Source organism: Streptomyces purpurascens (assembly GCF_045040895.1).
GTDB lineage: Bacteria > Actinomycetota > Actinomycetes > Streptomycetales > Streptomycetaceae > Streptomyces > Streptomyces purpurascens.
This window is the reverse complement of record NZ_CP108341.1, coordinates 1,216,431-1,242,495: the sequence shown is the minus strand read 5'-3', so window position 1 is coordinate 1,242,495 and position 26,065 is coordinate 1,216,431. Positions and strand designations below refer to the sequence as shown.

The 26,065-nt window shown below is 71.6% G+C and carries 24 protein-coding genes; 9 read left to right on the top strand and 15 right to left on the bottom strand.

Annotated features, from left to right (window positions below):
* The first annotated feature begins 9 nt into the window (after window positions 1-9).
* Genes OHU35_RS05625 through purU form a run of 4 tightly spaced genes read left to right on the top strand, consistent with a single transcriptional unit; the run spans window position 10 to window position 4,622 of the window.
* Window positions 10-291, top strand: coding sequence for a sarcosine oxidase subunit delta (locus OHU35_RS05625; RefSeq protein ID WP_189724294.1), 282 nt, complete (start codon window positions 10-12; stop codon window positions 289-291).
* The gene (locus OHU35_RS05620; protein WP_405504929.1) at window positions 288-3,140 is read left to right on the top strand and encodes a sarcosine oxidase subunit alpha family protein; all 2,853 of its coding nucleotides are present in this window, start codon (window positions 288-290) and stop codon (window positions 3,138-3,140) included. The genes OHU35_RS05625 and OHU35_RS05620 overlap by 4 nt, the downstream gene beginning before the upstream one ends.
* Window positions 3,133-3,756, top strand: a complete 624-nt coding sequence (locus OHU35_RS05615; RefSeq protein WP_405504927.1) for a sarcosine oxidase subunit gamma — start codon at window positions 3,133-3,135, stop codon at window positions 3,754-3,756. Before OHU35_RS05620 ends, OHU35_RS05615 begins: the two co-directional genes overlap by 8 nt.
* On the top strand, window positions 3,756-4,622 hold the full coding sequence (purU, locus tag OHU35_RS05610) for a formyltetrahydrofolate deformylase (RefSeq protein ID WP_405504925.1): 867 nt from the start codon (window positions 3,756-3,758) through the stop codon (window positions 4,620-4,622). The genes OHU35_RS05615 and purU overlap by 1 nt, the downstream gene beginning before the upstream one ends.
* Before the next feature lie 16 nt (window positions 4,623-4,638).
* Here the strand turns inward: purU and OHU35_RS05605 are convergent, their stop codons facing one another.
* Window positions 4,639-5,088 (bottom strand): PaaI family thioesterase, encoded by a 450-nt coding sequence (locus tag OHU35_RS05605; RefSeq protein WP_405504923.1) that lies wholly within the window; start codon window positions 5,086-5,088, stop codon window positions 4,639-4,641.
* 54 nt (window positions 5,089-5,142) lie between these two features.
* Window positions 5,143-5,778 (bottom strand): LysE family translocator, encoded by a 636-nt coding sequence (locus tag OHU35_RS05600; protein WP_189724289.1) that lies wholly within the window; start codon window positions 5,776-5,778, stop codon window positions 5,143-5,145.
* Between the two features lie 111 nt (window positions 5,779-5,889).
* Here OHU35_RS05600 and OHU35_RS05595 point away from each other — a divergent pair, with 111 nt between their 5' ends.
* Window positions 5,890-6,342 carry an Lrp/AsnC family transcriptional regulator gene (locus OHU35_RS05595; protein WP_405504921.1) on the top strand — a complete coding sequence of 151 codons (453 nt, stop codon included), beginning with the start codon at window positions 5,890-5,892 and terminating at the stop codon, window positions 6,340-6,342.
* A 12-nt stretch (window positions 6,343-6,354) separates the two neighbouring features.
* On the opposite strand, the gene OHU35_RS05590 is transcribed toward OHU35_RS05595, so the two are convergent.
* Window positions 6,355-7,308: a phosphotransferase gene (locus OHU35_RS05590; protein WP_189724288.1), complete on the bottom strand. Its 954-nt coding sequence runs from the start codon at window positions 7,306-7,308 to the stop codon at window positions 6,355-6,357.
* Between the two features lie 48 nt (window positions 7,309-7,356).
* A complete protein-coding gene (locus OHU35_RS05585; RefSeq protein WP_405509176.1) occupies window positions 7,357-8,646 on the bottom strand; it encodes a Gfo/Idh/MocA family protein in 1,290 nt (429 codons plus the stop codon).
* 3 nt (window positions 8,647-8,649) lie between these two features.
* On the opposite strand from OHU35_RS05585, the gene OHU35_RS05580 reads away from it, so the two are divergent.
* The 3 genes from OHU35_RS05580 to OHU35_RS05570 all read left to right on the top strand — a co-directional run bounded on the left by OHU35_RS05580 (window position 8,650) and on the right by OHU35_RS05570 (window position 11,331).
* Window positions 8,650-9,486, top strand: a complete 837-nt coding sequence (locus OHU35_RS05580; RefSeq protein WP_189724287.1) for an alpha/beta fold hydrolase — start codon at window positions 8,650-8,652, stop codon at window positions 9,484-9,486.
* Window positions 9,487-9,627: 141 nt separating this feature from the next.
* The gene (locus tag OHU35_RS05575) at window positions 9,628-10,596 is read left to right on the top strand and encodes a helix-turn-helix domain-containing protein (protein WP_405504918.1); all 969 of its coding nucleotides are present in this window, start codon (window positions 9,628-9,630) and stop codon (window positions 10,594-10,596) included.
* Window positions 10,597-10,662: 66 nt separating this feature from the next.
* The gene (locus OHU35_RS05570) at window positions 10,663-11,331 is read left to right on the top strand and encodes a DUF5701 family protein (RefSeq protein ID WP_359895183.1); all 669 of its coding nucleotides are present in this window, start codon (window positions 10,663-10,665) and stop codon (window positions 11,329-11,331) included.
* Window positions 11,332-11,345: 14 nt separating this feature from the next.
* On the opposite strand, the gene OHU35_RS05565 is transcribed toward OHU35_RS05570, so the two are convergent.
* From OHU35_RS05565 to OHU35_RS05520, 10 genes are all read right to left on the bottom strand, one after another.
* Entirely contained in the window at window positions 11,346-13,688 is a 2,343-nt protein-coding gene (locus OHU35_RS05565; protein WP_405504916.1) for a helix-turn-helix domain-containing protein, read from the bottom strand.
* A 66-nt stretch (window positions 13,689-13,754) separates the two neighbouring features.
* On the bottom strand, window positions 13,755-14,417 hold the full coding sequence (locus tag OHU35_RS05560) for a hydrolase (protein WP_405504914.1): 663 nt from the start codon (window positions 14,415-14,417) through the stop codon (window positions 13,755-13,757).
* 57 nt (window positions 14,418-14,474) lie between these two features.
* Complete coding sequence (locus tag OHU35_RS05555; RefSeq protein ID WP_405504912.1) at window positions 14,475-14,828, bottom strand: hypothetical protein; 354 nt, start codon at window positions 14,826-14,828, stop codon at window positions 14,475-14,477.
* 59 nt (window positions 14,829-14,887) lie between these two features.
* Complete coding sequence (locus OHU35_RS05550; protein WP_189724281.1) at window positions 14,888-15,418, bottom strand: toxin-antitoxin system HicB family antitoxin; 531 nt, start codon at window positions 15,416-15,418, stop codon at window positions 14,888-14,890.
* 78 nt (window positions 15,419-15,496) lie between these two features.
* Window positions 15,497-16,699, bottom strand: a complete 1,203-nt coding sequence (locus OHU35_RS05545; protein WP_359895190.1) for an acyl-CoA dehydrogenase family protein — start codon at window positions 16,697-16,699, stop codon at window positions 15,497-15,499.
* A gap of 1 nt (window position 16,700) precedes the next feature.
* Entirely contained in the window at window positions 16,701-17,651 is a 951-nt protein-coding gene (locus OHU35_RS05540) for a 3-hydroxyacyl-CoA dehydrogenase NAD-binding domain-containing protein (protein WP_189724279.1), read from the bottom strand.
* The gene (locus OHU35_RS05535) at window positions 17,648-18,394 is read right to left on the bottom strand and encodes an acetoacetate decarboxylase (protein ID WP_405504910.1); all 747 of its coding nucleotides are present in this window, start codon (window positions 18,392-18,394) and stop codon (window positions 17,648-17,650) included. Before OHU35_RS05535 ends, OHU35_RS05540 begins: the two co-directional genes overlap by 4 nt.
* 6 nt (window positions 18,395-18,400) lie before the next feature.
* Entirely contained in the window at window positions 18,401-19,177 is a 777-nt protein-coding gene (locus OHU35_RS05530) for a crotonase/enoyl-CoA hydratase family protein (RefSeq protein WP_405504908.1), read from the bottom strand.
* Window positions 19,178-19,240: 63 nt separating this feature from the next.
* Complete coding sequence (locus OHU35_RS05525; RefSeq protein ID WP_189724276.1) at window positions 19,241-20,407, bottom strand: CaiB/BaiF CoA-transferase family protein; 1,167 nt, start codon at window positions 20,405-20,407, stop codon at window positions 19,241-19,243.
* A gap of 141 nt (window positions 20,408-20,548) precedes the next feature.
* Window positions 20,549-21,460: a LysR family transcriptional regulator gene (locus tag OHU35_RS05520; protein WP_405504906.1), complete on the bottom strand. Its 912-nt coding sequence runs from the start codon at window positions 21,458-21,460 to the stop codon at window positions 20,549-20,551.
* 161 nt (window positions 21,461-21,621) lie between these two features.
* Between OHU35_RS05520 and OHU35_RS05515 the strand changes: the two genes are divergently transcribed.
* Entirely contained in the window at window positions 21,622-24,984 is a 3,363-nt protein-coding gene (locus OHU35_RS05515) for a discoidin domain-containing protein (RefSeq protein ID WP_405504904.1), read from the top strand.
* Window positions 24,985-25,022: 38 nt separating this feature from the next.
* Here OHU35_RS05515 and OHU35_RS05510 read toward each other — a convergent pair whose 3' ends face one another.
* Window positions 25,023-26,060, bottom strand: coding sequence for a LacI family DNA-binding transcriptional regulator (locus OHU35_RS05510; protein WP_405504902.1), 1,038 nt, complete (start codon window positions 26,058-26,060; stop codon window positions 25,023-25,025).
* Between the last annotated feature and the right edge of the window lie 5 nt (window positions 26,061-26,065).

Below are 26,065 nucleotides of genomic sequence, written 5' to 3'. Positions count from 1 at the left end.
GACACCACCGTGCTGCTCATCACCTGCCCCTGGTGCGGTCCGCGGAACGAGACCGAGTACCACTACGGCGGCCAGGCCCACGTCCCCCACCCCGAGAACCCGGGCGAGCTCACCGACGAGCAGTGGGCCGCGTACGTCTTCTACCGGGACAACCCCAAGGGCCCCTTCGCCGAACGGTGGATGCACGGCACCGGCTGCCGCCGCTGGTTCAACGTCCTGCGCGACACCGCCACCCACGAGGTGCTGACCTCGTACCGCCTCGACGAGCCCCGCCCCGGAGGGAACCGATGACCGACCAGCGCTTCCGGCTCCGGCAGGGCGGCCGTATCGACCGCGGCACCGTGCTGCGGTTCACCGTCGACGGCCGGGAACTGACCGGCCACCCCGGCGACACCCTCGCCTCGGCCCTGCTGGCGAACGGCCTCGTCGAGGTCGCCCCGTCCCTCTACCGGGGCCGCCCGCGCGGCATCGTCGCCGCGGGCGCCGAGGAACCCAACGCCCTGGTACAGCTCGACGGCCCCTGCTCGGAGGGCATGCTCCCGGCGACGACGGTGGAGCTCCACGACGGCCTGTCCGCCACCACCCTCTCGGGAATGGGCCGGCTCGACCCGGCACCCGACCCCGCCGTCTACGACAAGAAGTTCGTCCACACCGACGTCCTCGTCGTCGGCGCCGGACCGGCCGGACTCGCGGCCGCCGCCGCTGCCGCGGGCTCCGGCGCCCGCGTGATCCTCGTCGACGACCAGCCCGAGCCCGGCGGTTCGCTGCTCTCCGGCGCACGGACCGGCCTCTCCTGGGTCGCCGACGTCCGCGCGGCACTCGACGCCGCCCCCGACGTCCTCGTCCTCCCACGCACCACGGCCTTCGGGTCGTACGACGACAACTACGTCCTGGCCCTCCAGCGGCGCACCGACCACCTCGGAGCCGCCGCCCCCGGCCCCTCCACCGGCGTCTCGCGTCAGCGGCTCTGGCACATCCGGGCCCGCCAGGTGGTGCTGGCGACCGGCGCGCACGAGCGTCCGCTGGTCTTCGCGGGCAACGACCGGCCCGGGGTGATGCTCGCCGCGGCCGTGCGCACCTACCTCAACCGGTATGCCGTGGCCCCGGGTTCGCGGGCCGTGGTGAGCACGACCAACGACAGCGCCTACGACACGGTCGCCGACCTGCACGCCGCCGGCATCGAGATCGCCGCCGTCGTGGACGCGCGCCCCGAACTGTCCGGCCGGGCGGCCGAGGTCGCCGCGGCGACCGGGGTGCGGGTGCTGACCGGCGGTGCCGTGGTCGACACGGCGGGCGGCGGCCGGCTCACCGGCGTCACCGTCCAGTCCCTCGACGAGAACGGCCGACTCACCGGTGGACCCCAGTCGTTCGCCTGCGATCTGCTCGCCGTCTCGGGCGGCTGGAGCCCGGTGGTGCACCTGCACAGCCAGCGCCAGGGCAGGCTCCGCTGGGACGAGGACCTGGTCGCCTTCGTGCCCGACGGCACCGTACGGGACCAGCGGGTCGTCGGCGCCGCAGGCGGGACGTACGACCTCGACGGCTGTGTGGCCGAGGGGAGGCGGGCCGGCGCGCTGGCCGCCACGGAGGCCGGGTTCCCGGTGCCCGTGCCCCCGGAGTCGTCCGAGGAGGTCCGCCCTGCTGTGCGCGCCCTGTGGCTGGTGCCGGGCCTCGACGACGACTGGGACACCCACTTCGTCGACCTGCAGCGCGATGCCACCGTCGCCGACGTCCTGCGATCCACCGGCGCCGGCATGCGCGGTGTCGAGCACGTCAAGCGCTACACCTCGCTCGGCACGGCCAACGACCAGGGCAAGACGTCCGGTGTCAACGCGATCGGTGTGATCGCCGAGGTCCTCGGCGGTTCGCCGGGCGAGATCGGCACCACGGCCTACCGGGCGCCGTACACACCGATCGCCTTCGCCGCGCTGGCCGGGCGGGAACGCGGCGAGCTGTTCGACCCGGAGCGCACGACGTCCCTCCACAGCTGGCATGTCGCGCACGGCGCGGAGTTCGAGGACGTCGGGCAGTGGAAGCGCCCCCGCTACTACCCGCGGCACGATGAGGACATGGACACGGCCGTGGCCCGGGAGTGCCGCGCGGCCCGCGAGGGTGTGGCCTTCATGGACGCCTCCACCCTCGGCAAGATCGAGATCCGTGGCGCGGACGCGGGCGAGTTCCTCAACCGCGTCTACACCAACGCCTTCAAGAAGCTGAAGCCCGGCATGGCCCGCTACGGCGTGATGTGCAAGCCCGACGGCATGATCTTCGACGACGGTGTGACGCTGCGCCTCGACGACGACCGCTACTTCATGACCACCACGACCGGCGGAGCCGCCGGGGTCCTGGACTGGCTGGAGGAGTGGCTGCAGACCGAGTGGCCCGAACTCGACGTGCACTGCACCTCGGTGACCGAGCAGTGGGCGACGATCGCCGTCGTGGGCCCGCAGTCGCGCGAGGTCGTCGCCCATCTCGCGCCCGACGTCGACCTGTCGAACGAGGCCTTCCCATTCATGGCCTTCCGCGAGACGACTCTGGCCTCCGGCATCCCGGCCCGCGTCTGCCGGATCTCCTTCTCCGGCGAACTCGCCTACGAGATCAACGTCTCCGCGTGGTACGGCCTCGCGGTGTGGGAGGAGGTGGACGCGATCGGCCGGCCGTACGGCATCACCCCCTACGGCACCGAGACCATGCACGTCCTGCGGGCCGAGAAGGGCTACATCATCGTCGGCCAGGACACCGACGGCACCGTCACTCCGCAGGACGCGGGCATGTCCTGGGTGGTCTCGAAGCAGAAGGACTTCATCGGAAAACGGTCCTACTCCCGCGCGGACACCTCCCGCACCGACCGCAAGCAACTGGTCGGCCTGCTGCCGACCGACCGCGCGACCCGGCTGCCCGAGGGCGCCCAACTCGTCGCGCCGGACGTCTCCTTGGAGACGGTGCCCGTGCCGATGCTCGGCCATGTCACCTCCAGCTACCACAGCCCGGCCCTCGACCGCCCCTTCGCCCTCGCCCTCGTCGCCGACGGGCGGGCCAGGATCGGCGCGACGCTGCTCGCCCCGGTGGGCGACGAGCTGGTGCCCGTCGAGGTGGCCGACTGCGTCCTCTACGACCCCGAAGGGACCAAGCGAGATGGCTGAGCCCACGATCGACACAGGGCCGGTGGCCCTGCGCAGAAGTCCCCTCGCGCATCTGGAGGACCGGATGCGCGCCGCCGCCGTCACCGGCGGCCGGGGCGTCACCCTCACGGAGCGGCCGTTCCTCACCATGGTGAACGTGCGCGTCGCCCCTGCTTCCGAGTCGGCCGGGCGCATCGAGAAGACCCTGGGGGCGCGACTCCCGCGCGAGTGCGGCGACACCACCGCGTCCGGCCCGCACACGGCCGTCTGGCTGGGACCCGACGAGTGGCTCGTCATCTCCCGGGCCGACGGGACCGCCCTGACCGGCGAGTTGAGGGAGGCACTCGGGGGAGACCCGGGCTCGGTCGTGGACGTCTCCGCCAACCGCACCACGCTGGAGCTGCGCGGCCCGGCCGCCCGCCAGGTGCTGGAGAAGGGCTGCCCCCTGGACCTGCATCCCCGGGCCTTCGGTCCGGGCCGGGCGGTGTCGACCACGGTGGGCCCGGTCGCGGTGCTGCTCCGGCAGATCGACGACGCGCCCGCCTACCACCTGCTCCCGCGCTCCTCGTTCGCCGACCACCTGGGGCGCTGGCTCATCGACGCGATGAGCGAGTTCCGCGGCCCGGAGGTGCCCTGATGGGCACGTCACCACAGACCGAGCACGTCCTGACCCTCGACTGCCCCGAGGCTCCCGGCATCGTCCACGCCGTCTCACGGTTCCTGCTGGAGCACGGCAGCGACATCATCGACAACCAGCAGTTCGGCGACCGCCGTGACGGCCACTTCTTCATGCGGGTGCGCTTCGCCGCCACCGCCGACGAGACCGCGACAGGAACCCTGCGCCGTGACTTCGCCGCCGTGGCCGCCCCCTTCGCCATGCGGTGGCACCTCGAACCCGTCAGCACCCGGCGCCGCGTGCTGGTCATGGTGTCCCGCTACGGCCACTGCCTCAACGACCTGCTCTTCCGCACCCGCAGCGGTGACCTGCCCGTCGACGTGGTCGCGGTGGTCTCCAACCACCGCGACCACGAGGCACTCGTCACCTGGCACGGCATCCCGTTCTTCCACGTCCCGGTCACCGCCGCGACCAAGCCGGATGCCGAGGCCCGACTCCTCGACCTCGTCGACTCGTTCGACGTCGACCTGGTCGTGCTGGCGCGCTACATGCAGGTCCTGTCGGACGGCCTGTGCTCCCGGCTGGCCGGACGGGCGATCAACATCCACCACTCGTTCCTGCCGAGCTTCAAGGGCGCCAAGCCCTACCACCAGGCACACGAACGCGGCGTCAAGCTCGTCGGGGCGACGGCCCACTACGTCACCGCCGACCTCGACGAAGGCCCGATCATCGCCCAGGAGGTCATCGACGTCGACCACAGCCACACCCCCGAGAACCTCGCCGCGATCGGCCGGGACGCGGAGTCAGCGGCTCTGGCCCGGGCGGTCCGCTGGCACTGCGAGGGCCGGGTGTTCGTCCAGGGCAGACGCACGGTGATCCTCCGCTGACGGCCGCAGGCTTGCCTCAGGTCGGGTTCACACGGATCAGGGTCTGCTGTCCGCTCGCGACGAGCCCCGTCCGGCCGTCCTGGACGCCGAACACCTCGAGCCGGCACACGGTCAGCGTCCGCCTGGCCTTCAGGACCGTGCCGACCGCCTCGAGGTGGTCGCCGACGGCCGGGGCCAGGAGGTTGATCTTGTACTCGACGGTGAGCACGTCGGTGCCCTCGGGGAACAGGGTGAACGCCGCGTAGCCGCCGGCGCTGTCCGCGATCGCGCTGGTGGCGCCCGCGTGGAAGTAGCCGTGCTGCTGCGTGACTTCCGGGCGGCCCGGAAGCTCGATGTGCACGCGGCCGGGCGCGATCCGCGTGATCCGCGCACCCAGATGGGCCATCAGCCCCTGCCGCCCGAAGCTCTCCCGGACGCGGGCCTCCGTCTCCGGGCTCGCCTGTTCCTGCTGCGCCTGCTCTTCCACGTGCTCTCCTTCGGCGGACGTCGCGGGGGTACGTACCAGGGTGCGCCGGGTTCGTCAGCCGGCGAGGCGTTCCAGCAGCAGGAACCCGCCGATGGCGATCATCAGCGCACCGGACGTGCGGGTGACCGCCAGGGCCGCGGACGGCCTGGTGCTCAGGACCGTACGGGCCAGGACGCCGACGCTGAGGTAGACGACGGCGCAGGCGGTCATGTGCAACGTGCCGAACAGCCCGGTCTGCGTGGCGACTGGCCAGCCGCCCGCGGGGTCGATGAACTGCGGGAACAGCGAGAAGTACAGCAGCAGCGCCTTCGGGTTGAGGCCGCTGATCCCGGCTCCCTTGAGCATGATCCGCAAGCGGGAGGCGCCCGCCCCCGCGGCGGAACCCACCGCTGCCTCGGATGCCGTCAGGGCGGCCGGCTGCCGCAGCACGCCCCAGCCGAGCCACACCAGGTAGCCGGCGCCGGCCACGGTCAGCGCGGTGAGCAGGGTCGCCGAACTCGCCACGATCACCACCAGGCCCGCGACCGCGAGCAGCGTGTATCCCGCGTACCCGGCTATCAGCCCGGCGACCGCCGGCACGACCGACCGGTCCCGAAGACCCGCGGCGATCGCGTAGGCCCAGTCCGCGCCGGGCGTGAACACCAGCAGCAGATCCACGGCCAGAAATGCCGCCAGCGTCGTCGTGTCCATGGATCGGCCCCTCTCACGTGCAGTGTTGCGAGAGGAAGGCTAGGCCGGATCGGGCCGAAGGTGTTCCCTCCTTTACCCCTTGATCGCGCGATCTGGGGCAGAATCTTCTCCATGGATGCCCTGGACCGGAAAATTCTTACCGAGCTGCAGTTGGACGGCCGCCTCACGGTCACCGAGCTGGCCGCCCGCGTGAAGCTGAGCGTCTCTCCCTGCCACCGCCGCCTGCGCGATCTCGAACGCGAGGGCGCGATCCGGGGCTACCGCGCGGTCGTCGACCCGGTCGCCGTGGGCCTCAACTTCGAGGCCCTCGTCTTCGTCACCCTGCGGTGGGAGGACGCCGACACCGTCACCGCCTTCGAGGAGGGGGTGGCCGCCGTCCCGCACGTGCTCCAGGCCCAGCGCCTGTTCGGCGACCCCGACTACCTCCTGCGCGTCGCCACCACCGACCTCGCCGCCTTCCAGGGGCTCTACGACCAGCAGCTCGCCCGCCTCCCGGGCATCCAGCGGCTGACGTCCACCCTGGTCATGAAACACGTGGTCGACGACCGGCCCTTGCCGGAGTGAGCAGAGCCTCGGTCATTCGGCGCCCAGGCCACCAGCGAACGGCATCGTCCGCCACTGCTCGACGGCCGGCTTCAGCGCCTCCACGAGCAGGGGCAGTTGCGGGGCGAGGGCGAGGCAGGCCAGTGCGCGGGACATGCCCACGGCGTTGACGACGCGCAGCACGCCCTCGTCCAGCTGCCGCAGGCCCCGGCGCTCGGCGGCCGTGTTGTACGCGGCCTCGCACTCGGGGCCGAGTGCCGCCAGGTCCCACTCGACCGGGCCGAGGGTGGTCAGCTCGAAGTCGGAGTACAGCTCGCCGTCCGCGGCGGAGACGATGTTGGCGGCGGGGGAGTCCCCGTGGACCGGCTGGAACCCGATGCCGGGGAACGCCGCCTCGAATGCCGCGCGTGAGCTGACGACGGGCTCCAGGATCTCCCACTCGCGCCGCGCGCGGTCGAGGTCGGCCGGCTCCAGGAGGTCGGGCCGCCCTTCGAGCGCGGCAAGCCCCTCGGAGACGAACCGCGGTTCCGCCGCCGAGAGGAACGGCAGCTCGCCTGGGTACTCGCGCAGCGCGGCGTGCAGGTCGGCGACCAGAGCGGAGTTGTGCGCGTAGTCCGGCTCGACGCTCTTGTCCAGCTCGACGAACTGCCAGAACGTCATCGAGAAACCGTCGCGCCGCACCGGTTCCCGCGGCACGAGCGGGCTCGGCGGAATCACCGGGTGGCCCTGCTCCACGAGCCACGCCACGACATCGATCTCCAGTCGCTGCCGCGCCGACTGGAAGCCGGGGTCGGAGTACGACGGCAGGACGGTCGGCACCCGCACCACCACCGGCGACGGAGCGAGGTGCACCACGACGGAGAAGACGTCGTAGATCACCCTCGCGTCGGTCACCGTGAGCCCCAGGTCACGACCCGCGGCGACGGCGGCGGCGAAAGCACGGGCCTTGCGGGCGTCGACCTGATCAGGTGTCAAGAATCCTTCCATGGCGCCGATGGTGCCACGCCCGGGACGGGCGAGGCGGTGAATTCGCGATCAGTCAGAGGGGATCAAGTCCCGTGTGCGCACCGGGAGTCCGGTCTCGAAGGAACGGTTCGCGGCCAGGCCGGTCACGAGGGAGAGGGCGCCGTCGGCAGCGTCCGCCGCGCGGTGCAGGGGGTCCGGGGCCCGGGTGCCGAACAGATCCTCCAGCATGCGGACGTCACCGCCGCCGTGCCCGCCCTCGCCGGTCGCCACCTTGATCTCCCGCGGCTCCTCCCAGAAGCGGCGCAGCAGCAGCTCGGTACGTCCGGCGGTGTCCTCGGCCTCGGCGCCGTGCAGGACGGGTTCGGAGCTGTTCACGCGCACCCGGGGGCGGGTCCACGTCGACTCCTCCACCAGCAGTTCCAGGCGCCCCTGGCTGCCGTTGAAGGCGATCCGGTAACCCTCCCACGGGGAGTACGCGGTCAGGTGGTACGTCAGGGTCGCGCCGGTGGCGTACCGGACCAGCACCGCCATGTCGTCCTCGATCGTCACCCCGGGCCCGAACACGTTCTGGTCGCGGTGGTAGCCGTCCTCCGCCTCCGCGTCCAGGTAGAGCGCGCTGAGCACGGACGAGTCGGACAGGTGCACGGCGAACGGGTCGGCCTCGGCGGCCGGGGAGCCATGAGCACGGTCGTATTCCTGGGCGAGGTTCCGGCGCCGGCCGGCCTCGTCGCCGTAGAAGAACAGGCCGCCCTGTGCGAAGACCGTCTCGGGCCGGGTGCCCAGCCACCAGTTGACCAGGTCGAAGTGGTGGGTGGACTTGTGGACCATGAGGCCGCCGGAGTTGGCCTTGTCGCGGTGCCAGCGGCGGAAGTAGTCGGCGCCGTGCCGCAGGTCGAGCAGCCACTCGAAGTGCACCGAGCCGACCTCGCCGATCTCCCCGGAGGAGATCAGTTCCCGTACGGCCGAATGCACCGGGTTGTAGCGGTAGTTGAAGGCAACCCGGACCTGGCGTCCGATGCGCCGCTGCGCTTCCAGGATGCGGCGGGCCTTGTCGGCGTCGGTGGTCATGGGCTTCTCGGTGACCACGTCGCAGCCCGCTTCCAGGGCACGCACGATGTAGTCGTCGTGGGTGCGGTCCACCGAGCACACCACGACGAGATCGATCCGCTCGCGGCACAGCACGGGCGGGCCAGGCCCATTTCCTGCGGAGTCGTGACGGCAAACCTTTCCGTCCTGTTGCAGACTGACGGGAGTGCGCGCCCGGTCAAGGAGTCGTGCGCTGCACGGCAACCGCCCGCCCGGCCTCCGGCCTAGCGTGGCCGCATCCCTTCCACCCGCCCTCCCGAAACGAGGAAGCAGCGCATGCCGTACATCACCGTGGGCCAGGAGAACTCCACCGCCATCGACCTGTACTACGAGGACCACGGAACCGGGCAGCCGGTCGTCCTCATCCACGGCTTCCCGCTCGACGGGCACTCCTGGGAGCGGCAGAGCGCCGTACTGCTCGACGCCGGGTACCGCGTGATCACGTACGACCGGCGCGGCTTCGGGCAGTCCGCCCAGCCGACGACCGGCTACGACTACGACACCTTCGCCGCCGACCTGAACACCGTGATGGAGACCCTCGACCTGCGGGACGCCGTCCTCGTCGGGTTCTCGATGGGCACCGGCGAGGTCGCCCGCTACGTGTCCGCCCACGGCTCCGGCCGGGTCGCCAAGGTCGCCTTCCTCGCCTCCCTGGAGCCCTGCCTGCTCAAGTCGGACGACAACCCGGGCGGGGTCGCCCCGAAGGAGTTCTTCGACGAGATCGTCGCGGCCGTGAAGGCGGACCGGTACGCGTACTACACGAACTTCTACAACGACTTCTACAACCTCGACGAGAACCTCGGCACCAGGATCAGCGAGGAGGCCGTCCGCAACAGCTGGAACGTCGCCGCCGGCGGCGGCTTCTTCGCGGCGTCCGCCGCGCCCGCCACCTGGTACACCGACTTCCGGGCCGACATCCCGGCCATCGATGTGCCGGCCCTGATCCTGCACGGCACCGGCGACCGCATCCTGCCGGTGGACGGGACGGCGAGGCGTTTCCACAAGGCCCTCCCGGCCGCGGACTACGTGGAGATCGAGGGCGCCCCGCACGGTCTGCTCTGGACCCACGCGGAGGAGGTCAACGCGGCACTGCTCGCCTTCCTGCAGAAGTGAGCGGGCAGACGTGATCGAACAGAAGTGATCGAATTCTTCCTCCGATTCTTCCTGGACGGCCCTCGGCCGGGGTGGTGACATCGTCAGGGACGGCAGCGGAACCGAGCTGCCGTCCCTTGACCGTGCCCGGAGGGGAATCAGGTGGCCGTCGTCCTTTGCACCGCGTCACTGTCGGCGGCCGACCGGGCGGAGCGCTGGCACCACGCCGTGTCACGCACCTTCGTCCCGCTCGATGTGCACCTCCTCGAGAAGGACCCGTCACCCGGAAGGATCGTCAGCAACGCGCTGGGTTCCTTACGGGTCTCGCACGTCCAGGCGGGCCCGCAGGTCGTGACGCGCAGCAGACGGCTGATCGCCCGGGACGGGAAGGAGTTCCTCATCCTCACCCTTCAGCAGCGCGGCAGCTCCATCAAGGAGCAGGACGGGAGGGAGGCCTGTATAGGGCCGGGTGACTTCTCCCTCTCGGATTCCTCCCGGCTGTTCCGCAAGAAGGTGCAGGACGGGTTCAGTTTCACCTCCTTCCACTTCCCGCGCGAGGATCTCCGCGTGCGGGACGACGATCTGCGGGCGATGACCGCCACGGCGTTCTCCGGCCGGGAGGGCGGTGCCGCACTGGTGGCGACCTATTTCGCTCAGCTGGCCCGCGAGGCGGCCGGGTTCGACGCCGTCGCGGGCCGTCAGTTCGCCGCCACCGCGCTCGACCTGCTGGCGCTGCTGATCAACGAGCGCCGCGGCCGCTTCACCACCCAGGCTCCGGAGACCGCCGCGGCCACCCTCGTGCGCGTGCAGGACCACATCCTGCGCCACCTCTCCGACCCCGGCCTGTCCCCACCGGGGATCGCCGCCGCGCACTTCATGTCGGTCCGCTACCTGCACAAGCTGTTCCAGCTGGAGGGCGTCACGGTGGGGGAGTGGATCCGGACCCAGCGCCTCGAACGGTGCCGCAAGGATCTGCTGCGGTCCCCGGCCCCGGGACAGGGGATCGCGGCGGTCGCCCGGCGCTGGGGGTTCGTGAGCCCCAGCCACTTCAGCCGTGCCTTCCGGGCTGCCTACGGTGTGACGCCCCGCGAGTGGCAGCGAAGCGGCCTGTCCGGCCGATCCCGGGCCTGACCCCGGGAACGTCCCGGCGGTTCGCCGCGTTGCCTCACTGTTCACGCCGCCGACCCAGGGAGCATCGTGCCCGAGACCACGCCCGGAACCACCGCCGTTCTGCCCGTACTCCCGGCCCTGAGCGCACAGGCAGAGCGACTGATCGAGTCGGGGGTCCACGAGATCGCCGGGCTGCCGGCCGCCGAGATCCGTACGTACGCCGCCGACGCCGAGTCCCGGGCGGGCAGCGACGGCGCCCTGCTCGCCGTGCACCCGGACCGGGCCCCCGCCTCCGCCCTCGCGCCGCTCCTCCGCCGCGAGGGCAAGCCGGGCTTCGTCGTCGTCGACATGCCCGACGTCGACGAGTTCACCCCCACCGCCATCGAGCTGCCCGACGCCCCGCTGTACGTCATCACCGGCCTCGACCGCGGTGACCAGATGAGCAACTGGAGCCCGGACGAGGCACTGCCCGCCCTCACCAAGGAGGACCGCACCCCGCTGCTGCTCACCGAGGGCATCCACTGGGTGCTCCAGCAGCCGGCGGCCCTGGAGCGCAACCTGTGCTTCATGACCATCGGCTCCCGGCTGCGCAAGCCGAACGGCACGTTCGACGCCCGCACCCCGGCGATCTGGATCAGCAACGGCACCGGCCGCGACGGCCGCGAGCGCCGCGACGCCCCGAAGGTCGGCTGGTGCTGGTGGAACAACCGCCACACCTGGCTGGGCTTCGCCTCCGCCACGGGCCGCAAGCCCTAGCGACCGGCCGGCGCTCACTGCACGAGCGGGCCGGCCGGTGCCGGCCGGCCCGTGGCCAGGGCGGCGAGACCCGTGTGGGCCTCGTCCCGTACGTCGGCGGGGACGCGGTCGTCGAGGGCGAGCACGGCGCGGTACTCGGCGGCGGCCTCGGCCCTCTCGCCGAGGTGGGCGAGGGCTTGGCCCAGGTGGAGATGGACCTTGGCCGCCTGCTTGTGCCAGCCGCGGGCGTCGAACTGCCCGCGTATGGAGCGCAGCGCGTCGGCCGCCTCCTGCCAGTGCCCCTGGCCGAGATGGACGAACGACACCGAGTAGACGGCGGACAGCAGGGTGAAGTCCCGTACGTTGGGCGGGATCCGGTCGTGATGACGGGGATCCGCGAGGGCGTCCAGGATGCCCTGGTAGGTCTCGACCGCCGCCCGGGCCCGGCCCGCCCCGCGCAGCACCCTGATCACCCCGCAGGACACCTGCAGATACCCGGTGACGTCGTCCGCCTCGGTGAACAGCTCCAGGGCACGGTGGTAGTGGTCGGCGGCGGGCGGCATGTCGCCGACGGCGTCCCGCAGCCAGCCGAGATAGGCGTGGGCCCAGGCCTGCTGGAGGACGTTCCCGGCCGCCCCCGCGAGCCGCAGCGCGGCCGTGGCCGACTCCACCGCCTCGTCGTGCCGCCGGGCGCAGGCCCAGTACGCCCAGGCGAGGTAGTTGCGGTGGGTCGCCTCCAGACCGGCGTCGTCCAGCGCCGCCCCGGCCGTCGCGGCACGCTCGTAGATCTCGGTCCAGTGGCCCCAGGACACCCAGTGGTCGGAGAACCAGTGCATGGCCTCCGCGACCTCGACGACCCGCGTGTGCTCGCCCCGCGCCGCGGCCTCGCGGAACGCGGCCAGCCAGGCGTCGCTCTCCGCCTTGATCCAGCGCGCCGCCCGCTCACGGTCGTCGAGGGCGACCAGCCGGCTGGGGTCCGGCGCGGGCATGCCGTAGTCCGGCTCGTACCAGCGGCCCGCCAGGACGGCGGTCTCCAGCAGCCAGTGCCGCAGGCGGGACCGTGCGGCGAGCGACCTCTCCTCCCCGTCCTCCTGGCGGTGACGGGAGCCCGCGTACAGCCGGAGCAGGTCGTGCAGGCGATAGCGGTCCTGACGGGACGTCATCAGCAGCCCCGCCTCCAGCAGTTCCTCCAGGAGGTCCTCGGCGTCGGGCAGCGGGACATCCGCGAGCACCGCGGCCGGTGCCACGCTGAAGTCGCCTCCCGGTACGAGCGACAGCAGCCGGAACATCCGGGCGGCCTCGGGGGCGAGACGGGAGTAGGAGAGCGCGAAGGCGGAGTTGATCCGCAGGTCGCCCGCGCTGAGCGCGTCCAGCCTGCGGTCCTCGTCGGCGAGCCGGTCGGCGAGGCGCCGCAGGCTCCAGTTGGTGCGGGTGGCGGCCCAGTTGGCGGCCACCCTGAGAGCCAGGGGCAGCTGACCGCACAGCTCGGCCACGACGTCCGCCGCGGCCGGCTCGGCGTCCACGCGCCCGGCGCCCACCACGGCCCGCAGCAGGGCGGCGGACTCCTGCCGGCTCAGCCCACCGAGCCCGACGCGCCGCACCCCCTCGAGACCGGCGAGGGCACGGCGGCTCGTCACCACCACGAGCAGCCGCCCCTCGCGCGGCAGCAGCGGCCTGACCTGGGCCTCGCTGCCCGCGTTGTCCAGCACCAGGACGGCGCGGAGCCCGGCGGTGATCTCGTGGAAGCGGGCGAGCCGCTCCTCGGCGGTGAGCCGGGCCAGCTCGGCGTCCCCCACGCCCCATGCGCCCAGCAGCCCCGACAGGGCCTGCTCCGCGGGGAGCGGCCGCTCGTCCAGACCCCGCATGTCCACCAGGAACGCCCCGTCGGGGCAGGACGACGCGAGCTCCTCGGCCAGCCGGACCGCCAGAGTCGTTTTGCCGCTTCCGGGCGGGCCGGACACCACGGCCGCCGGCGGTACGAGCAGCCCCCGGCCCCGCGCCGGCCCGCTGTCGGCGCCCTCCTGCGCGAGGGCGCGCAGCACGGCCAGTTCCTCATGCCGCCCGACGAAGTCGCGCACGCCCCTCGGCAGCGAGTGCGGTGAGGCCTTCGTGAACCCGGAGGGCCGGGCGCCGGGACGGGCGGCGCGGGCGGCGCCCAGGAGTTCCGCGTGCGCCGCCTCGTCCAGATCGAGTCCCTGGGCGAGCGCGGTGATGGTGCCCCGGTGCGGGCGCCGGCTCCGGCCCCGCTCCATGTCACCGATGGCGCGCCCCGACACCCCGGAGGCCTCGGCCAGTTCCTCGATCGTCAGCCGACGGCTCTGCCGTAACGCGCGCAGCAGCCGTCCGAACGGCGCCGCGATCCCCACCCCGGTCTCCACCGCGCGATGATATGCCGGGCAGCCGGTGCGCTCCGTCCGGCCGGGACACCGGCGGGCGGGCGGGGCTCAGCCGGCGGCGTGGGCGCCGATGACCGCCTGCGCGTAGACGATGCCGAGGCCGTAGGCGCCGCCGTACTCCTTCACCACGTCCGTCACCGCGCCGTACGTCTCGGTACGGGCCCAGTCGCGCTGCAACTCCAGGAGCACCTGCACCCAGGTGACCGGGACGGCCCCGGCCTGGACCATGCGCTGGACCGCGTGCTCGTGGGCCTGCGGGCTGACGCCGCCGGACGCGTCGGTGACGACGTAGACCTCGTAGCCCTGGGCGAGCGCGGAGAGCGCGGGCAGGACGACGCACACCTCGGTCCACAGCCCCGCGATGACCAGCTTGCGCCGCCCGGTGGCCTTGACCGCCTCGACGAAGTCCCGGTCCTCCCAGGCGTTCATGGAGGTACGGTCGACGGGCTTCCGCTCGGGGAAGACGTCCGCCAGTTGCGGCAGGAGCGGGCCGGAGAAGGACTCGGCGGCCACCGTGCTCAGCACGACCGGCACGTCGAAGGTCCGGGCGGCTCTGGCCAGGCCGACGGTGGCGTTGATGATGGCGGTGCGGTCGCCGCTGCCGGTGCCGAAGAACATCTGCGGCTGGTGGTCCACGAACAGCACCGCGCAGTTGTCCGGGGTGAGCAGATCGGGGCCGGGGGTGGCGGTGACGTCGGCGATGCTGACCATGGGTGTCCTCCGGGGAGCGTGACTCCGGCTCGGATCTCGGCCGGTTCGCTCGTCACGCTAGGCACGCCGGACGAGCGCCGGAGGGGTTCGGGGCCGCCCGTGCACGGTGGGGACAGCAGGGGTGCGCCCCGGGACAACATCCGGGCCGCGGCGCCCTGTCCGTCCCCCGGCGCGGAAGTCGGCCCAGGCCGCCTCCGCCTCCACCCGGGAACCGGCGGGCAGTTCGATGACGATGTCCACCGACGGCGGCCGCCCGCACAGGGTGCGCTGCCGGGGCGCCTCGATGTGCGGTCGCCCGCCCGCGCAGCTCACCTGGGTCTGCTCGGCGAGCCGCACATCGGCGTCCCGCTCCGGATCCGTGGGCAGCACCTCCACGACGGTGTCGGTGCGGTCGCCGGCGTGGAACCGCACGAGTCACGTGCCGATGCGGAGCGTCACCGAAACGGGTTCCGGGGTCTCGAAGGCGGGCATCAGCGCACCCAGCCGGTGTAGCGGTTACCGCCGCTCCGGGGCGACTCGGTGGAGCGGGCCCGGACGTCGCCGCTCTCCACGGCCGCGTTCACCGCGCGCACCAGCCAGGCGTTGACCGACAGGCCCTCGCGCGCGGCGGCCTCCTCGGCCCGGCCCTTGAGGTGGGCGGGCAGACGCAGATTGATCCGCGCGGTGGTGCCGTCATCGGCGTCGGCTGGTGCCGGGGCCGGTGCCGGGGCCCTCGGCGGCTCCGGACGCGTGTCCGGCTCCTCGAAACCGGCGCCGGCCGGCGGCGGTGTCACGACGAAGGCGGGGTCGAGCCCGCGCAGCCGTACGTCGACCGAGCCGGGGGCGAGTTCGCGGGTGATCTCGTCCATGGCGGCGGACAGGACGTTCAGCAGTGTCAGGCGGGTCGCCGACTCCAGCGGAGCGGTCAGCCGCTCGGCCAGCTCGCGGGCGTCCTCCCCACCGGCTTCGGCAGCCACCGCGAGTTCCCGGCGGAGTGTGTCGACGTAGGGCGTGAGGTCCATGGCGGCATGATGGCATCAAGGTGGCGCCATGAGAAAACCCCAGGTCGAAGGACCTGGGGTTCCCTGTGCGCGCGTGTGTCACACGAAGGCGCTCTGGCCGGTGATCGACTTGCCGACGATCAGGGTGTTCATCTCGCGGGTGCCCTCGAAGGAGTAGATGGCCTCGGCGTCGGCGAAGAACCGGGCGATGTCGTGATCCAGGAGGATTCCGTTGCCGCCGAAGATCTCGCGGCTCCAGGCCACGACCTCCCGCATCCGGGAGGTGACGAACGCCTTGGCCAGCGCGGAGTGTTCGTCACGGAAGATCCCCGCGTCCTGCAGTCGGGCGAGCTGCACCAGCATGCCCCAGGACGCCGTGATGTTGCCCAGGCTCTTCACCAGCAGGTCCTGCACCAGCTGGAAGCCGCCGATCGGACGGCCGAACTGGCGGCGCTCCCGGGCGTAGTCCAGGGCCAGTTCGTAGGCGCCGACCATCACGCCCAGCGCCTGCCAGGCGACCCCGCCGCGAGTGGCGCGCAGGATCTCGGCGACGTCCCGGAACGAGTTGATGTTCTGCAGGCGGTTCGCCTCCGGCACCCGGACGTCGGTCAGGGTGATCTCGGCGTTCTCCACGATCCGGAAGGCGATCTTGCCCTCGATCTTCACCGGCTCGAAGCCGGGCGTGCCCTTCTCGACGACGAAGCCCTTGACGTGGTTGTCGTCCACGTCCCGGGCCCAGACCACGACGTAGTCGGCGAAGGTCGCGTTGCCGATCCACTTCTTGGCGCCGTTCAGGACCCAGGTGCCACCCTCGCGCCGGGCGGTGGTGCGCATGCCGCCCGCGACGTCGGAGCCGCCGAGCGGCTCGGTCATGGCGAACGCGCCGATCTTGTCCATCGCGGCCATCTCCGGGAGCCAGCGGTCGCGCTGCTCCTGGTCGCCGCCCGAGTGGATCGAGTACATCGCCAGGCCGTTGTGGACGCCGAAGAAGGTCGACACGGAGGCGTCGGTGCGGGTCATCTCCAGGGCGAGCATGCCGCTGAGGAGGTTGCTGACGGCGGGGCGGTGTTCGCCGTAGCCCTCGTAGGGCAGTCCGGCGAGGCCGCTGTCGCGGAACAGGGAGATGAGCTCCGTGGGGAACTCGCCCTTGGCCCAGTTCTCGTTCACCAGCGGCTTGACCTCGTCCCGCATGAGGGCGCGGGCCTTGAGGAGGATCTTGCGCTCGTCGTCCGGCAGCAGCGCCTCGTAGCCGTAGAAGTCCGCGACCAGCTGGTCCTCGAGCGGTTCCATGGTGGTGGTCATCTCAGTTCTCCTCCTTGTCGGCGCTGTCCAGGGCGGACAGCACAGCGAGTTGCCTGCGGTCGCGCGTCTCGGTGAGTTCCGGGTACGTGGAGGAGCCGTAGGCCTTTTCCACGGCTTCGATGAGCCGTTCCTGTTCTTCGTCGGTCTGCGACGGGGTGCCGAGGCCCGCCCACAGCTGCTTCATCGACGCGCCGATGTGCTCGGCCATGTGCCGGTAGCCGCCGGGTCCGCCGCCCAGGTGCGAGCCGAGGAACGGCCCGACCGTGGCCCAGCGCAGGCCCAGTGAGTTCGTCATCACCTTGTCGAGGTCCTCGGGGGTCACCACGCCCTGCTCGACGAGGTACACCGCCTCGCGGCTGAGCGCGTTCTGCAGCCGGTTCCCGACGAAGCCGGGGATCTCCTTGCGCTCCACGACCGGGGTGCGGCCGACCGAGGTGTAGAAGTCCACCGCGTCCTGCACGGCCTCCTCGCCGGTGCGCTCCCCGGGCACCACCTCGACGAGCGGGACCAGGTGCGGCGGGTTGAAGGGGTGGCCGATCAGGACCCGGGCGGCGGCCTCGTCCGGCAGCTCACGCGTGAACGCGCTGGACGGGATCGCCGACGAGGAGCTGAGCAGCAGCGCGTGGTCGGGCGCCTGGCGGACCAGCGTGGCGAACAGGTCCTGCTTGAACTCGACCCGCTCGGGGCCGTTCTCCTGGACGACGTCCGCGTCCCGGACCGCCTCGGTGACATCGGCCGCGATGTGCACCCGGTCGGCGAGGCCCGTCACGTCCAGGCCGCGGGCGGCCAGGTGCGGGGCGTTGAGATCCAGGGCCTCGGCCAGGGCATCGGCGAGGTCCGGCCGCGGGTCGGTCACCCGGACGGTCAGGCCGTGCGCGGCGAACAGCGTCGCCCAGGACAGTCCGATGGTCCCGGCGCCGATCACCGCGGCCGTACGGAAGGCGCGGGTCATGACGTGACTCCCTTCAGGTAGTCGTGGACCGGCTCGACGCCCGCGAGCGTCAGGTCGGTGAGGATGTGGCTGGCGGAGACGACCTCCAGCACCGGCAGGTCGGCCAGCGGGGCCAGCACGTGCTGGAAGAGCTGCAGCCGGGCCGGGCCGGTCCAGGCCTCCTTGACCGTGAGGTCGGTGATGCGGGTGCGGACGAGTTCCTGGACGCGCGGCAGACCGTCGTAGCCGGGAACGGTCTTGAGCATGAAGGTCGGCACGGTGATCTGCGCCGCCGCCTCGGTCCGGTCCAGTTCATGGTGCTTGTAGCCCATGGTCGCGGTGGCGACCCGCAGGGTGCCGTGGTCGAGGGTGCCGACGAGCGCGCCGGTGTCGACGCGGAGCGCCGGGGAGCCCATGGCCTTGGGGTAGGCGGAGACCTCGCGGCCGGAGGCGGTCGCCGGGAAGTTGTCGAGGTACATCGCGTGCAGGTACTCGCCCCGCTCGCCCTCGAAGCCGACGGGAATCGCCTGGCCGGCCTCCGTGTAGGGGCCGTAGCCGCTGACGTCGCCCATCTTCATGACCTCGAACCGGACCAGCGGCTCAGCGATCCGCAGCGGCTCCGGGACGACCGCCCGCAGCGCCTCGGGATCGGTGCGGTAGACGACGTTGAGGTACTCCCGGTCGGTGAACCGCGGGACGGTCGGCGCGAACGCCGGGCTGGTGAGCGGGGTGGTGACGTGCTGTCGTACGTCCTCGGCGCGCATGTCGCCTCACTTCCCCGTCCACTGCGCGGGGCGGCGCTCGGCGAAGGCGGTCATGCCCTCGCGGACGTCGGCCGAGGCCATCAGGGTCTTCATCTGCTCACGCTGGAAGGCGAAGGCCTCGGCGTCGGGTGCCCCGTCGGCGGCGCGGACGACGCGCTTGACGGTGGCGAGCGCGAGCGGGGCGTTCTCGGCGAGCCGTTCGGCCAGCCGGAGCGCCTCGGCGACGGCCTGGCCGGTGCCGGTGACCCGGTTGGCCAGGCCCAGTTCACCGGCGCGGCGGCCGTCGACGGGCTCGCCGGTCAGCAGGAGTTCCATGGCGAGGTGGTGCGGGATCCGCTTGGGCAACCGGATCACGCCGCCGCCCGCCGCGATCAGCCCGCGCTTGACCTCGGGCAGACCGAACCGGGCGTCCTCGGCCGCGACGATCAGGTCGCAGGCCAGGGCCAGTTCGAAGCCGCCGCCCATGGCGAAGCCCTCCACGGCGGCGATCAGGGGCTTGGCCGGCTCGGACTCGGTCAGTCCGCCGAACCCGCGGCCCTCGATCTCGGGAGACTCGCCGCGCAGCGCCGCCTTGAGGTCCATACCGGCGCTGAAGGTGCCGCCCTCACCGGTCAGGACACCGGCCCGCAGCGCCGGATCGGCCTCCAACTCGTCCAGTGCGCCGGCCAGTCCGGTGGCCACCGCCGCGTTCACGGCGTTGCGGGCCTCGGGCCGGTCGAGGGTGATCAGCAGGGCGGAGCCGATGCGTTCGGTCCGTACTACGGGGGATTCAGGGGTGCTCATGGCTGTCCTTCGTGACGGCCGTCGGGGAGCGGGGCCGCTCCCCGACGGAGAGGTGGGCGACGCTCAGCGGGCGGCGTCGAGTTCGGCGAGGACGTCCTCGGTGTCCTGGCCCGCGACCGGCGCCAGCCGGCGGATCGAGCCGGGGGTCGCGGAGAAGCGCACCGGGATGCCGATGGTGCGGACGGTGCCCTCGGTCGGGTGCTCGACGGTGTCGAGCAGGTGGCCGTCGCGGACGTAGGGGTCCTCGTGTGCGTTCTCCAGCTCCAGTACCGGGGCCATCGGGATGCTGTGCTTGGCACACACCTCCGCCCACTCCTCGGTGGTCAGCGCCGGGGCGCACACGCCGATCAGCTCGGCCAGGCCCTCGTGGTCGGCACTGTCGATGGCGTCCCCGCCGACCCGCGGGTCCTCGGCGAGGTCCGGGCGTCCGGCGGCCGTGAAGAAGTCACGGTAGTTCTGCGGGTTGTACGGGATGACGCAGGCGAGGCCGTCCTTGGTGCGCACCGCCTTGTGGCCCTTGAGCATCGACAGCGGGAAGCCGGTGGGGCCGCTCTCGGGGACGTGGGTGTGTCCCGCCAGGTGCTCGACGAGGTTGAAGGCGATCAGCGTGTCCGTCATCGGGATCTCGACCTGCTGGCCCCGGCCGGTCCGGTCCCGGTGCAGCAGGGCCGCGAGCACGCTGTAGGCGATGGTCAGGGAGGAGACCTTGTCGCCGATGATGGTCGGCAGGTAGACGGGCTCGCCCAGGGCGCGGTCGGCGATGTCGACCAGGCCGGACGCGGCCTGCACGGTCTCGTCGTAGGCGGCGTGGCCGGCGCGGTCCGAGTCGCCGCGGAACCCCTGGGCGTGCGCGTAGACGAGCCGCGGGTTGCGGGCGGCGATGTCGTCGTACGACAGGCCCAGGCGGTGCAGCGCGCCGGGCCGCATGTTCGTGATGAGCACGTCCGCGGTGTCGACCAGCGCGAGCGCGCGCTCCCGGTCGGTCTCGTCCTTGAGGTTGAGGGTCACGCTCCGCTTGTTGCGGTTGACGTTCAGGTTCAGCGGGGTCATGCCCGGCGTCGTGCGGAAGTGGCCCACGCGCACGGTGTCGGCGGGCGACTCGATCTTGATCACGTCGGCGCCCAGGTCACCGAGGATCTGGGCCGCGTACGGGCCCATCACCACGGTCGAGAGGTCGATCACGCGCACGCCGTCCAGAGGACCGGCGGTGGTGTCCGTGATTTCCGTCATCGTTACCTTCACTCCTAGCTTCGCCACATGTGTGTATCTGGAAACTAAGTTAGCAAGGGCTGGCATCGAACGGAATGACCAAATAACGAAAGGCGGTATGACCACAGTGGTCATACCGCCTTTTCAGGGGTTCTTCGGAATTCAGGCCTGCAGAGGCTCGGCGAATACCTCGCGAGCCGCTGCGACGACTTCTGCCAGGTCACCGCCATCTGCTCGGTCCTTGCGCCAGAACAGGCCGGTCTCCAGGGTCGGGTGGAAATCGGAGAAGGGAAGGACCGCCACATTGTCCAGACGGTAATTCTGCACAGGGCTTCTCGAGTCCAGCATGGAAATGGAGAACGCCAGTCCGCTGGCCACTATCTCGGAAACTCCGTCGAAAGTGACACTGCTCAGTTCGATCCGCTTCTTGATGCCGAGATCGGACAGTCGCTGGTCGAGTCCGCGGAAATACGCGTTGGTCACGGCCGTGGGGGAGCCCGCGTAGGCGAGTTCGGCGAGCTCCGCCAGTGCGACCGACTCCCGCCCCGGGAACCGGTCCCTGGGCACGACCGCGCCGAGCCGCTCCGACATCACCGGCACCTGCTCCAGGGCGGGGTCGCCGCCGACCGGGAGCCGGGCCAGTGTCAGTGCGAGTCTGCCGTCGCACACCGCGTCGACCAGCCGGTCGGTGCCGCCCGGCCAGCGTTTGATCTCGAATCGGTCGCCTACTCGCTCGGCGAGGGCGTCCATCCGCTCGCGCAGGTCCGGATGGATCCCGCTGGGGACGCCGAGCAACAAGGTGGTCCGCTGCGGCCGGGCCGTCTCGTCCAGCCGCCACCGGATGGAATCGACCTGCTCCAGAATGCCGCGCGCGATCGGCAGCAGCGCCGTGCCGGCCGGGGTGAGCCTCACCCGATGCGTGTCGCGGTCGAAGAGCCGGTGCCCGAGTTCGCTCTCGAGGTCCTTGATCCGCCGGCTCAGCGGGGACGCCGCCATGTGCAGTTTGCGGGCCGCGGTGGAGAAGTTCAGTTCTTGGGCGACGGCGACGAAGTAACGCAGGTGTAGGAGCTCCACGTCACCCACCCTAGCCACCTTCTGCCCAACCCATTGACAAGCCCTCCCCGGGGGCTGAGGATCGCGCCTGCAAGACCAGAATTGAATCGATTCAAAGAGCAGTTCCAAGAAGGTCGCCCCTCTCGCCCCCTCCTCGACAGCACTCTGGGAAGGTCCCCTCGATGCATAACGTTTCCCGCCGGGCTGCCCTGCGCTCCGCCATAGCCGTGGCCCTCGCACCCACGCTGGGCTCCCTGGTCCTTCCCGGCCTCGCACCGGCCGCGGCCGCCGCGGAGTCCTGGACCGCGAAGTGGATCTGGGCGCCGTCCGGTTCGACGAACCAGTGGGTCGCCTTCCGCAGGTCCTTCCGGCTGGCTTCCGCACCGTCCGAGGCCGTGACGCGGATCGCCGCGGACTCCAAGTACTGGCTGTGGGTGAACGGCAGCCTGGTCGTCTTCGAGGGCGGCCTCAAACGCGGCCCCAACCGCACCGACACCTACTACGACGAGATCGACCTGGCCCCGTACCTCGACGGCGGCGACAACACGATCGCGCTGCTCGTCTGGTACTTCGGCAAGCAGGGCTTCTCACACAGCAGCAGCGGCAAGGGCGGCCTGCTGTTCCAGTCGGACCTGCGGACCGGCACGACGACCACCCGTCTGGTCAGTGACACCGACTGGAAGCACACCGTCCACCCCGGCTACTCCCACGACACCAGCGGTCCGCAGGCGAACTTCCGGCTGCCCGAGTCGAACATCCACTACGACGCCCGCGACGCCACCGCCATGACGGGCTGGCGGTCCCCGGGCTTCGACGACAGCGGCTGGGCGGCGCCCACCGACTCCGGAGCCGCCGGCTCCGCGCCCTGGAACAGCCTCGTCCGGCGGCCCATCCCGCTCTTCCGCCACTCCGGCCTGAAGCCCTACACCAACGCCTCCGCCCTCCCGGGCACCGGCCAGGGCGCCACCGCGATCTCGGCCGCCCTCCCGTCCAACATCCAGGTCACCCCGTACCTCAAGGTGGACGCTCCGGCCGGCGCGGTCATCGACCTCCGGACCGACCACTACGACGACGGCGCCGGCCTGACCGGGATCGAGCCCGGGACCGCCTACAACGTCCGCTCCACCTACGTCTGCACCGGCGGAGTCCAGGAGTTCGAGTCGCTGGGCTGGATGAGCGGCACCGCGGTCCGGTACACCGTCCCGGCCGGTGTGACCATCCTGGAGCTGAAGTACCGGGAGAGTGGCTACGACACCGACTTCGCGGGCTCGTTCCGCAGCGACGACGCCTTCCTCGACACCCTGTGGTCCAAGGCCGCCCGCACGATGTACGTCAACATGCGGGACAACTACATGGACTGCCCGACCCGCGAGCGCGCCCAGTGGTGGGGCGACGTGGTCAACCAGCTGAAGGAGGGCTTCTACACCTTCGACACCAGATCCCACGCGCTCGGCGCGAAGGCCATCTCCCAGCTGGTCTCCTGGCAGGAGTCCGGCGGGGTGCTCTACTCCCCGATGCCGTCGGTGATCTGGACCGCCGAACTGCCCGTCCAGATGCTCGCCTCGGTCTGGTCCTTCTGGACCTACTACCTCCACACCGGCAACGCCGACGCCGTCACCGGCGCCTACCCGGCGGTGCGGAAGTACCTGAACCTGTGGAGCCTGGACGGCGACGGCCTGGTCGCCCACCGCGCGGGGGACTGGGACTGGGAGGACTGGGGCAGCGACATCGACGCCCGCGTCCTCGACAACTGCTGGTACTACCTGGCCCTGGACACGGCCGCCAAGCTGGCCGACCTCAGTGGCAACAGCGGCGATGTGGCCGGCTGGAAGGCCCAACGGGACAGCATCAAGGCCAACTTCGACCGCGTGCTGTGGAACGCGTCCGGCAACGAGTACCGCTCACCCGGCTACACCCGCGACACCGACGACCGGGCCAACGCCCTGGCCGTCGTCGCGGGGCTGGCCCCCGCCTCCCGGCACCGTGCCGTCACCGAGGTCCTGCGCACCCACCTCAACGCCAGCCCGTACATGGAGTTCTACGTCCTGGAGGCGCTGTATCTGATGGGTGCGGCCACCGTCGCCGAGGAGCGGATGCGCAACCGTTTCGCCGCCCAGGTCGCCGATCCCGCCTGCCACACCCTGTGGGAGCTGTGGGACAAGGCGGCGGGCACCGACAACCACGCCTGGAACGGGGGCCCGCTGTACGCGCTGTCCGCGTACGCCGCCGGGGTGCGCCCCACCCGGCCCGGCTGGACGACGTACGAGGTGATCCCGCAGACCGGCACGCTCACGAAGATCGACACGGTCACGCCCACCGTCCGGGGCGACATCCGCTTCGGCATCCGGCGCGACGGCACCCGGGTCACCCTGACACTCACCTCGCCGAAGGGAACGACCGCTCGCGTGGGCGTCCCCACGTACGGCGGCTCCCAGCCCCTCATCAAGGCGAACGGCACCACCGTCTTCAGCGGCGGCTCCTTCACGGGCGGCGTCAGCGGTCTCGGCCGGGACGGCAAGGACTCCTCGTACGTGTACTTCACCGTCCGGCCCGGCACGTGGACCTTCACGGCGACGGGCACCGGCCGACTCGACAACCTCGCTCTGGGCAGGCCGGTCACCGGCAACAGCAGCCTGGAGAACAGGGACTGGGGCAGGAACCGGCTCACCGACGGCAAGCTCACGAGCGTGAACGGGGCGAAGGGCTTCACCAGCGACGAGTTCGCCTCCGCCGACATCGGCGCGAACCCCGTGTGGGTGGAGATCGACCTGGGGTCGGACACCGACCTCGACGCCGTACGGCTCTTCCCCCGCACCGACACCACTGCGGCGGGCGGTGGTACGGCGGGCTTCCCCGTCGACTTCACCCTGCAGACCCGGGGCGACGGCTCCAGTACGTACACCACCGTCCGCACCGTCACCGGCCAGCCGAACCCCCGCGGGCTCGTCCAGACGTACGGCTTCAAGACGACCACGGCCCGCTACGTCCGTCTGCGGGCCACCAGGCTCGGCGCGCCCGCCGCCGACGAGTCCGCCAGGTACCGTCTCCAACTCGCCGAACTCACGGTCCCCACCGCCGCGACCACGGTCACCGGCAACTACACCCTGGAGAACGGCGACTGGGGCAAGACCCGGGTCCTGGACGGCGCCACCACCAGCGTGGCCGGCGCCAAGGGCTTCACCAGCATCGACTTCGCCTCCGCCGACATCGGTGACACGGCCGTGTGGATCGAGGTCGACCTGGGCGCCGACCGGGCGATCGGCACCGTCACCCTGCACCCGCGCACCGACACGTCTGCGACGGGTGGTGGCACGGCGGGCTTCCCCGTCGACTTCACCCTGCAGACCCGGGGCGACGGCTCCAGTACGTACACCACCGTCCGCGCCGTCACCGGCCAGAACAACCCCCAGGGAGCCGCCCAGACCTACAGCCTCACCTCCGCCACCGGCCGCTACCTGCGCCTGCGCGCCACCAGGCTGGGTGCGCCCGCCGCCGACGAGACGGCCAAGTACCGCTTGCAGCTCGCCGAGATTCGCGTCGGGTAGCGGACGTCGTGGGCCGACCCCGGCTCGGCCGGGCCGGCCTACGACGACGGCGGGGCCGTGGTCCGGCGTGGCACGAGGGTGGGGGAGAGCATGACCCGGCTCGACGGTCGGTGACGGTCGGCGATCCGGTCCAGCAGGAGGCGTACGGCGTTCCTGCCCATCTCGTGCCCCGCCTGGTCGACGCTGGTCAGTGAGATCGGGCCGAACGCGGCGAAGGTGGTGTTGTCGTAGCCGGCCACCGAGAGGTCGCCGGGGACGGTCAACCCGGCCTCGCCGACCGCTTCCAGGACACCCATCGCGACGACGTCGGCCCCGGCGAAGACGGCCGTGGGCCGGTGCGGGCGGGTCAGCAGCCGCTTCGCGCCCTCGTAGCCGCCTTCCTGGGTGTAGCTGGTGGAGACGACGTCGATCGACTCCTCCAGGCCGTGCGCCCGCATGGCCTGCCGGTATCCGTCGGCACGCCGGGCGTTGGGCATCTCCGCGAGGCGTGCGGGATCGGTTTCGTGGTGGTCGATGTGGGCGATCCGGCGATGCCCGAGACCGGCGAGGTGGCCGACGACCAGGGACGCGCCCTCGATGTCGTCGTCGGTCACCGTGTCGTACAGCGAGGACGACCCGTGCCGGCCGATGACGACGGTCGGCACGGCGGAGGCCACCTGCTCCAGGCGGGCTCGCGACGACACGGGGGCGACCAGGACGATGCCGTCCATGCCCCGGTCGATCATCGCCTCGGTGACGCGGGCCTCGGCCTTCTCGCCGTTGCAGCCCGGTCCGAGGAGCACCTGGTACTCGGTGTCCTCCAGCGAACCCGTGATGCCGTCGAGGATCTCGGGGAAGAAGGGGTTGCGGATGTCGGGCAGCATCACGCCGATGGTGTACGTCTGACCGCGCAGGGCCCTGGCGCCCGCGTGCGGACGGTAGCCCAGTTCGTCGATCGCGCGCCGCACCTTGGCACGCATCTCGGGGCTGGCGCCGTAGGCGTTGCGCAGCACCTTGGAGACGGCGGTCGTGGAGACCTGGGCGTGACGCGCGACGTCGACGATGGTGACTCTGCGACGTGGTGCTGGCGGCTCCATCCGGT

Coding starts and splice junctions, on each gene's coding strand:
- OHU35_RS05510 (WP_405504902.1), bottom strand. CDS start 26,060: ATGGAGCCGCCAGCACCACGTCGCAGAGTCACCATCGTCGACGTCGCG.
- OHU35_RS05580 (WP_189724287.1), top strand. CDS start 8,650: ATGCCGTACATCACCGTGGGCCAGGAGAACTCCACCGCCATCGACCTG.
- OHU35_RS05545 (WP_359895190.1), bottom strand. CDS start 16,699: ATGACCACCACCATGGAACCGCTCGAGGACCAGCTGGTCGCGGACTTC.
- OHU35_RS05615 (WP_405504927.1), top strand. CDS start 3,133: ATGGCTGAGCCCACGATCGACACAGGGCCGGTGGCCCTGCGCAGAAGT.
- OHU35_RS05525 (WP_189724276.1), bottom strand. CDS start 20,407: ATGACGGAAATCACGGACACCACCGCCGGTCCTCTGGACGGCGTGCGC.
- OHU35_RS05550 (WP_189724281.1), bottom strand. CDS start 15,418: ATGGACCTCACGCCCTACGTCGACACACTCCGCCGGGAACTCGCGGTG.
- OHU35_RS05560 (WP_405504914.1), bottom strand. CDS start 14,417: ATGGTCAGCATCGCCGACGTCACCGCCACCCCCGGCCCCGATCTGCTC.
- OHU35_RS05535 (WP_405504910.1), bottom strand. CDS start 18,394: ATGCGCGCCGAGGACGTACGACAGCACGTCACCACCCCGCTCACCAGC.
- purU (WP_405504925.1), top strand. CDS start 3,756: ATGGGCACGTCACCACAGACCGAGCACGTCCTGACCCTCGACTGCCCC.
- OHU35_RS05515 (WP_405504904.1), top strand. CDS start 21,622: ATGCATAACGTTTCCCGCCGGGCTGCCCTGCGCTCCGCCATAGCCGTG.
- OHU35_RS05595 (WP_405504921.1), top strand. CDS start 5,890: ATGGATGCCCTGGACCGGAAAATTCTTACCGAGCTGCAGTTGGACGGC.
- OHU35_RS05620 (WP_405504929.1), top strand. CDS start 288: ATGACCGACCAGCGCTTCCGGCTCCGGCAGGGCGGCCGTATCGACCGC.
- OHU35_RS05540 (WP_189724279.1), bottom strand. CDS start 17,651: ATGACCCGCGCCTTCCGTACGGCCGCGGTGATCGGCGCCGGGACCATC.
- OHU35_RS05590 (WP_189724288.1), bottom strand. CDS start 7,308: ATGGAAGGATTCTTGACACCTGATCAGGTCGACGCCCGCAAGGCCCGT.
- OHU35_RS05600 (WP_189724289.1), bottom strand. CDS start 5,778: ATGGACACGACGACGCTGGCGGCATTTCTGGCCGTGGATCTGCTGCTG.
- OHU35_RS05530 (WP_405504908.1), bottom strand. CDS start 19,177: ATGAGCACCCCTGAATCCCCCGTAGTACGGACCGAACGCATCGGCTCC.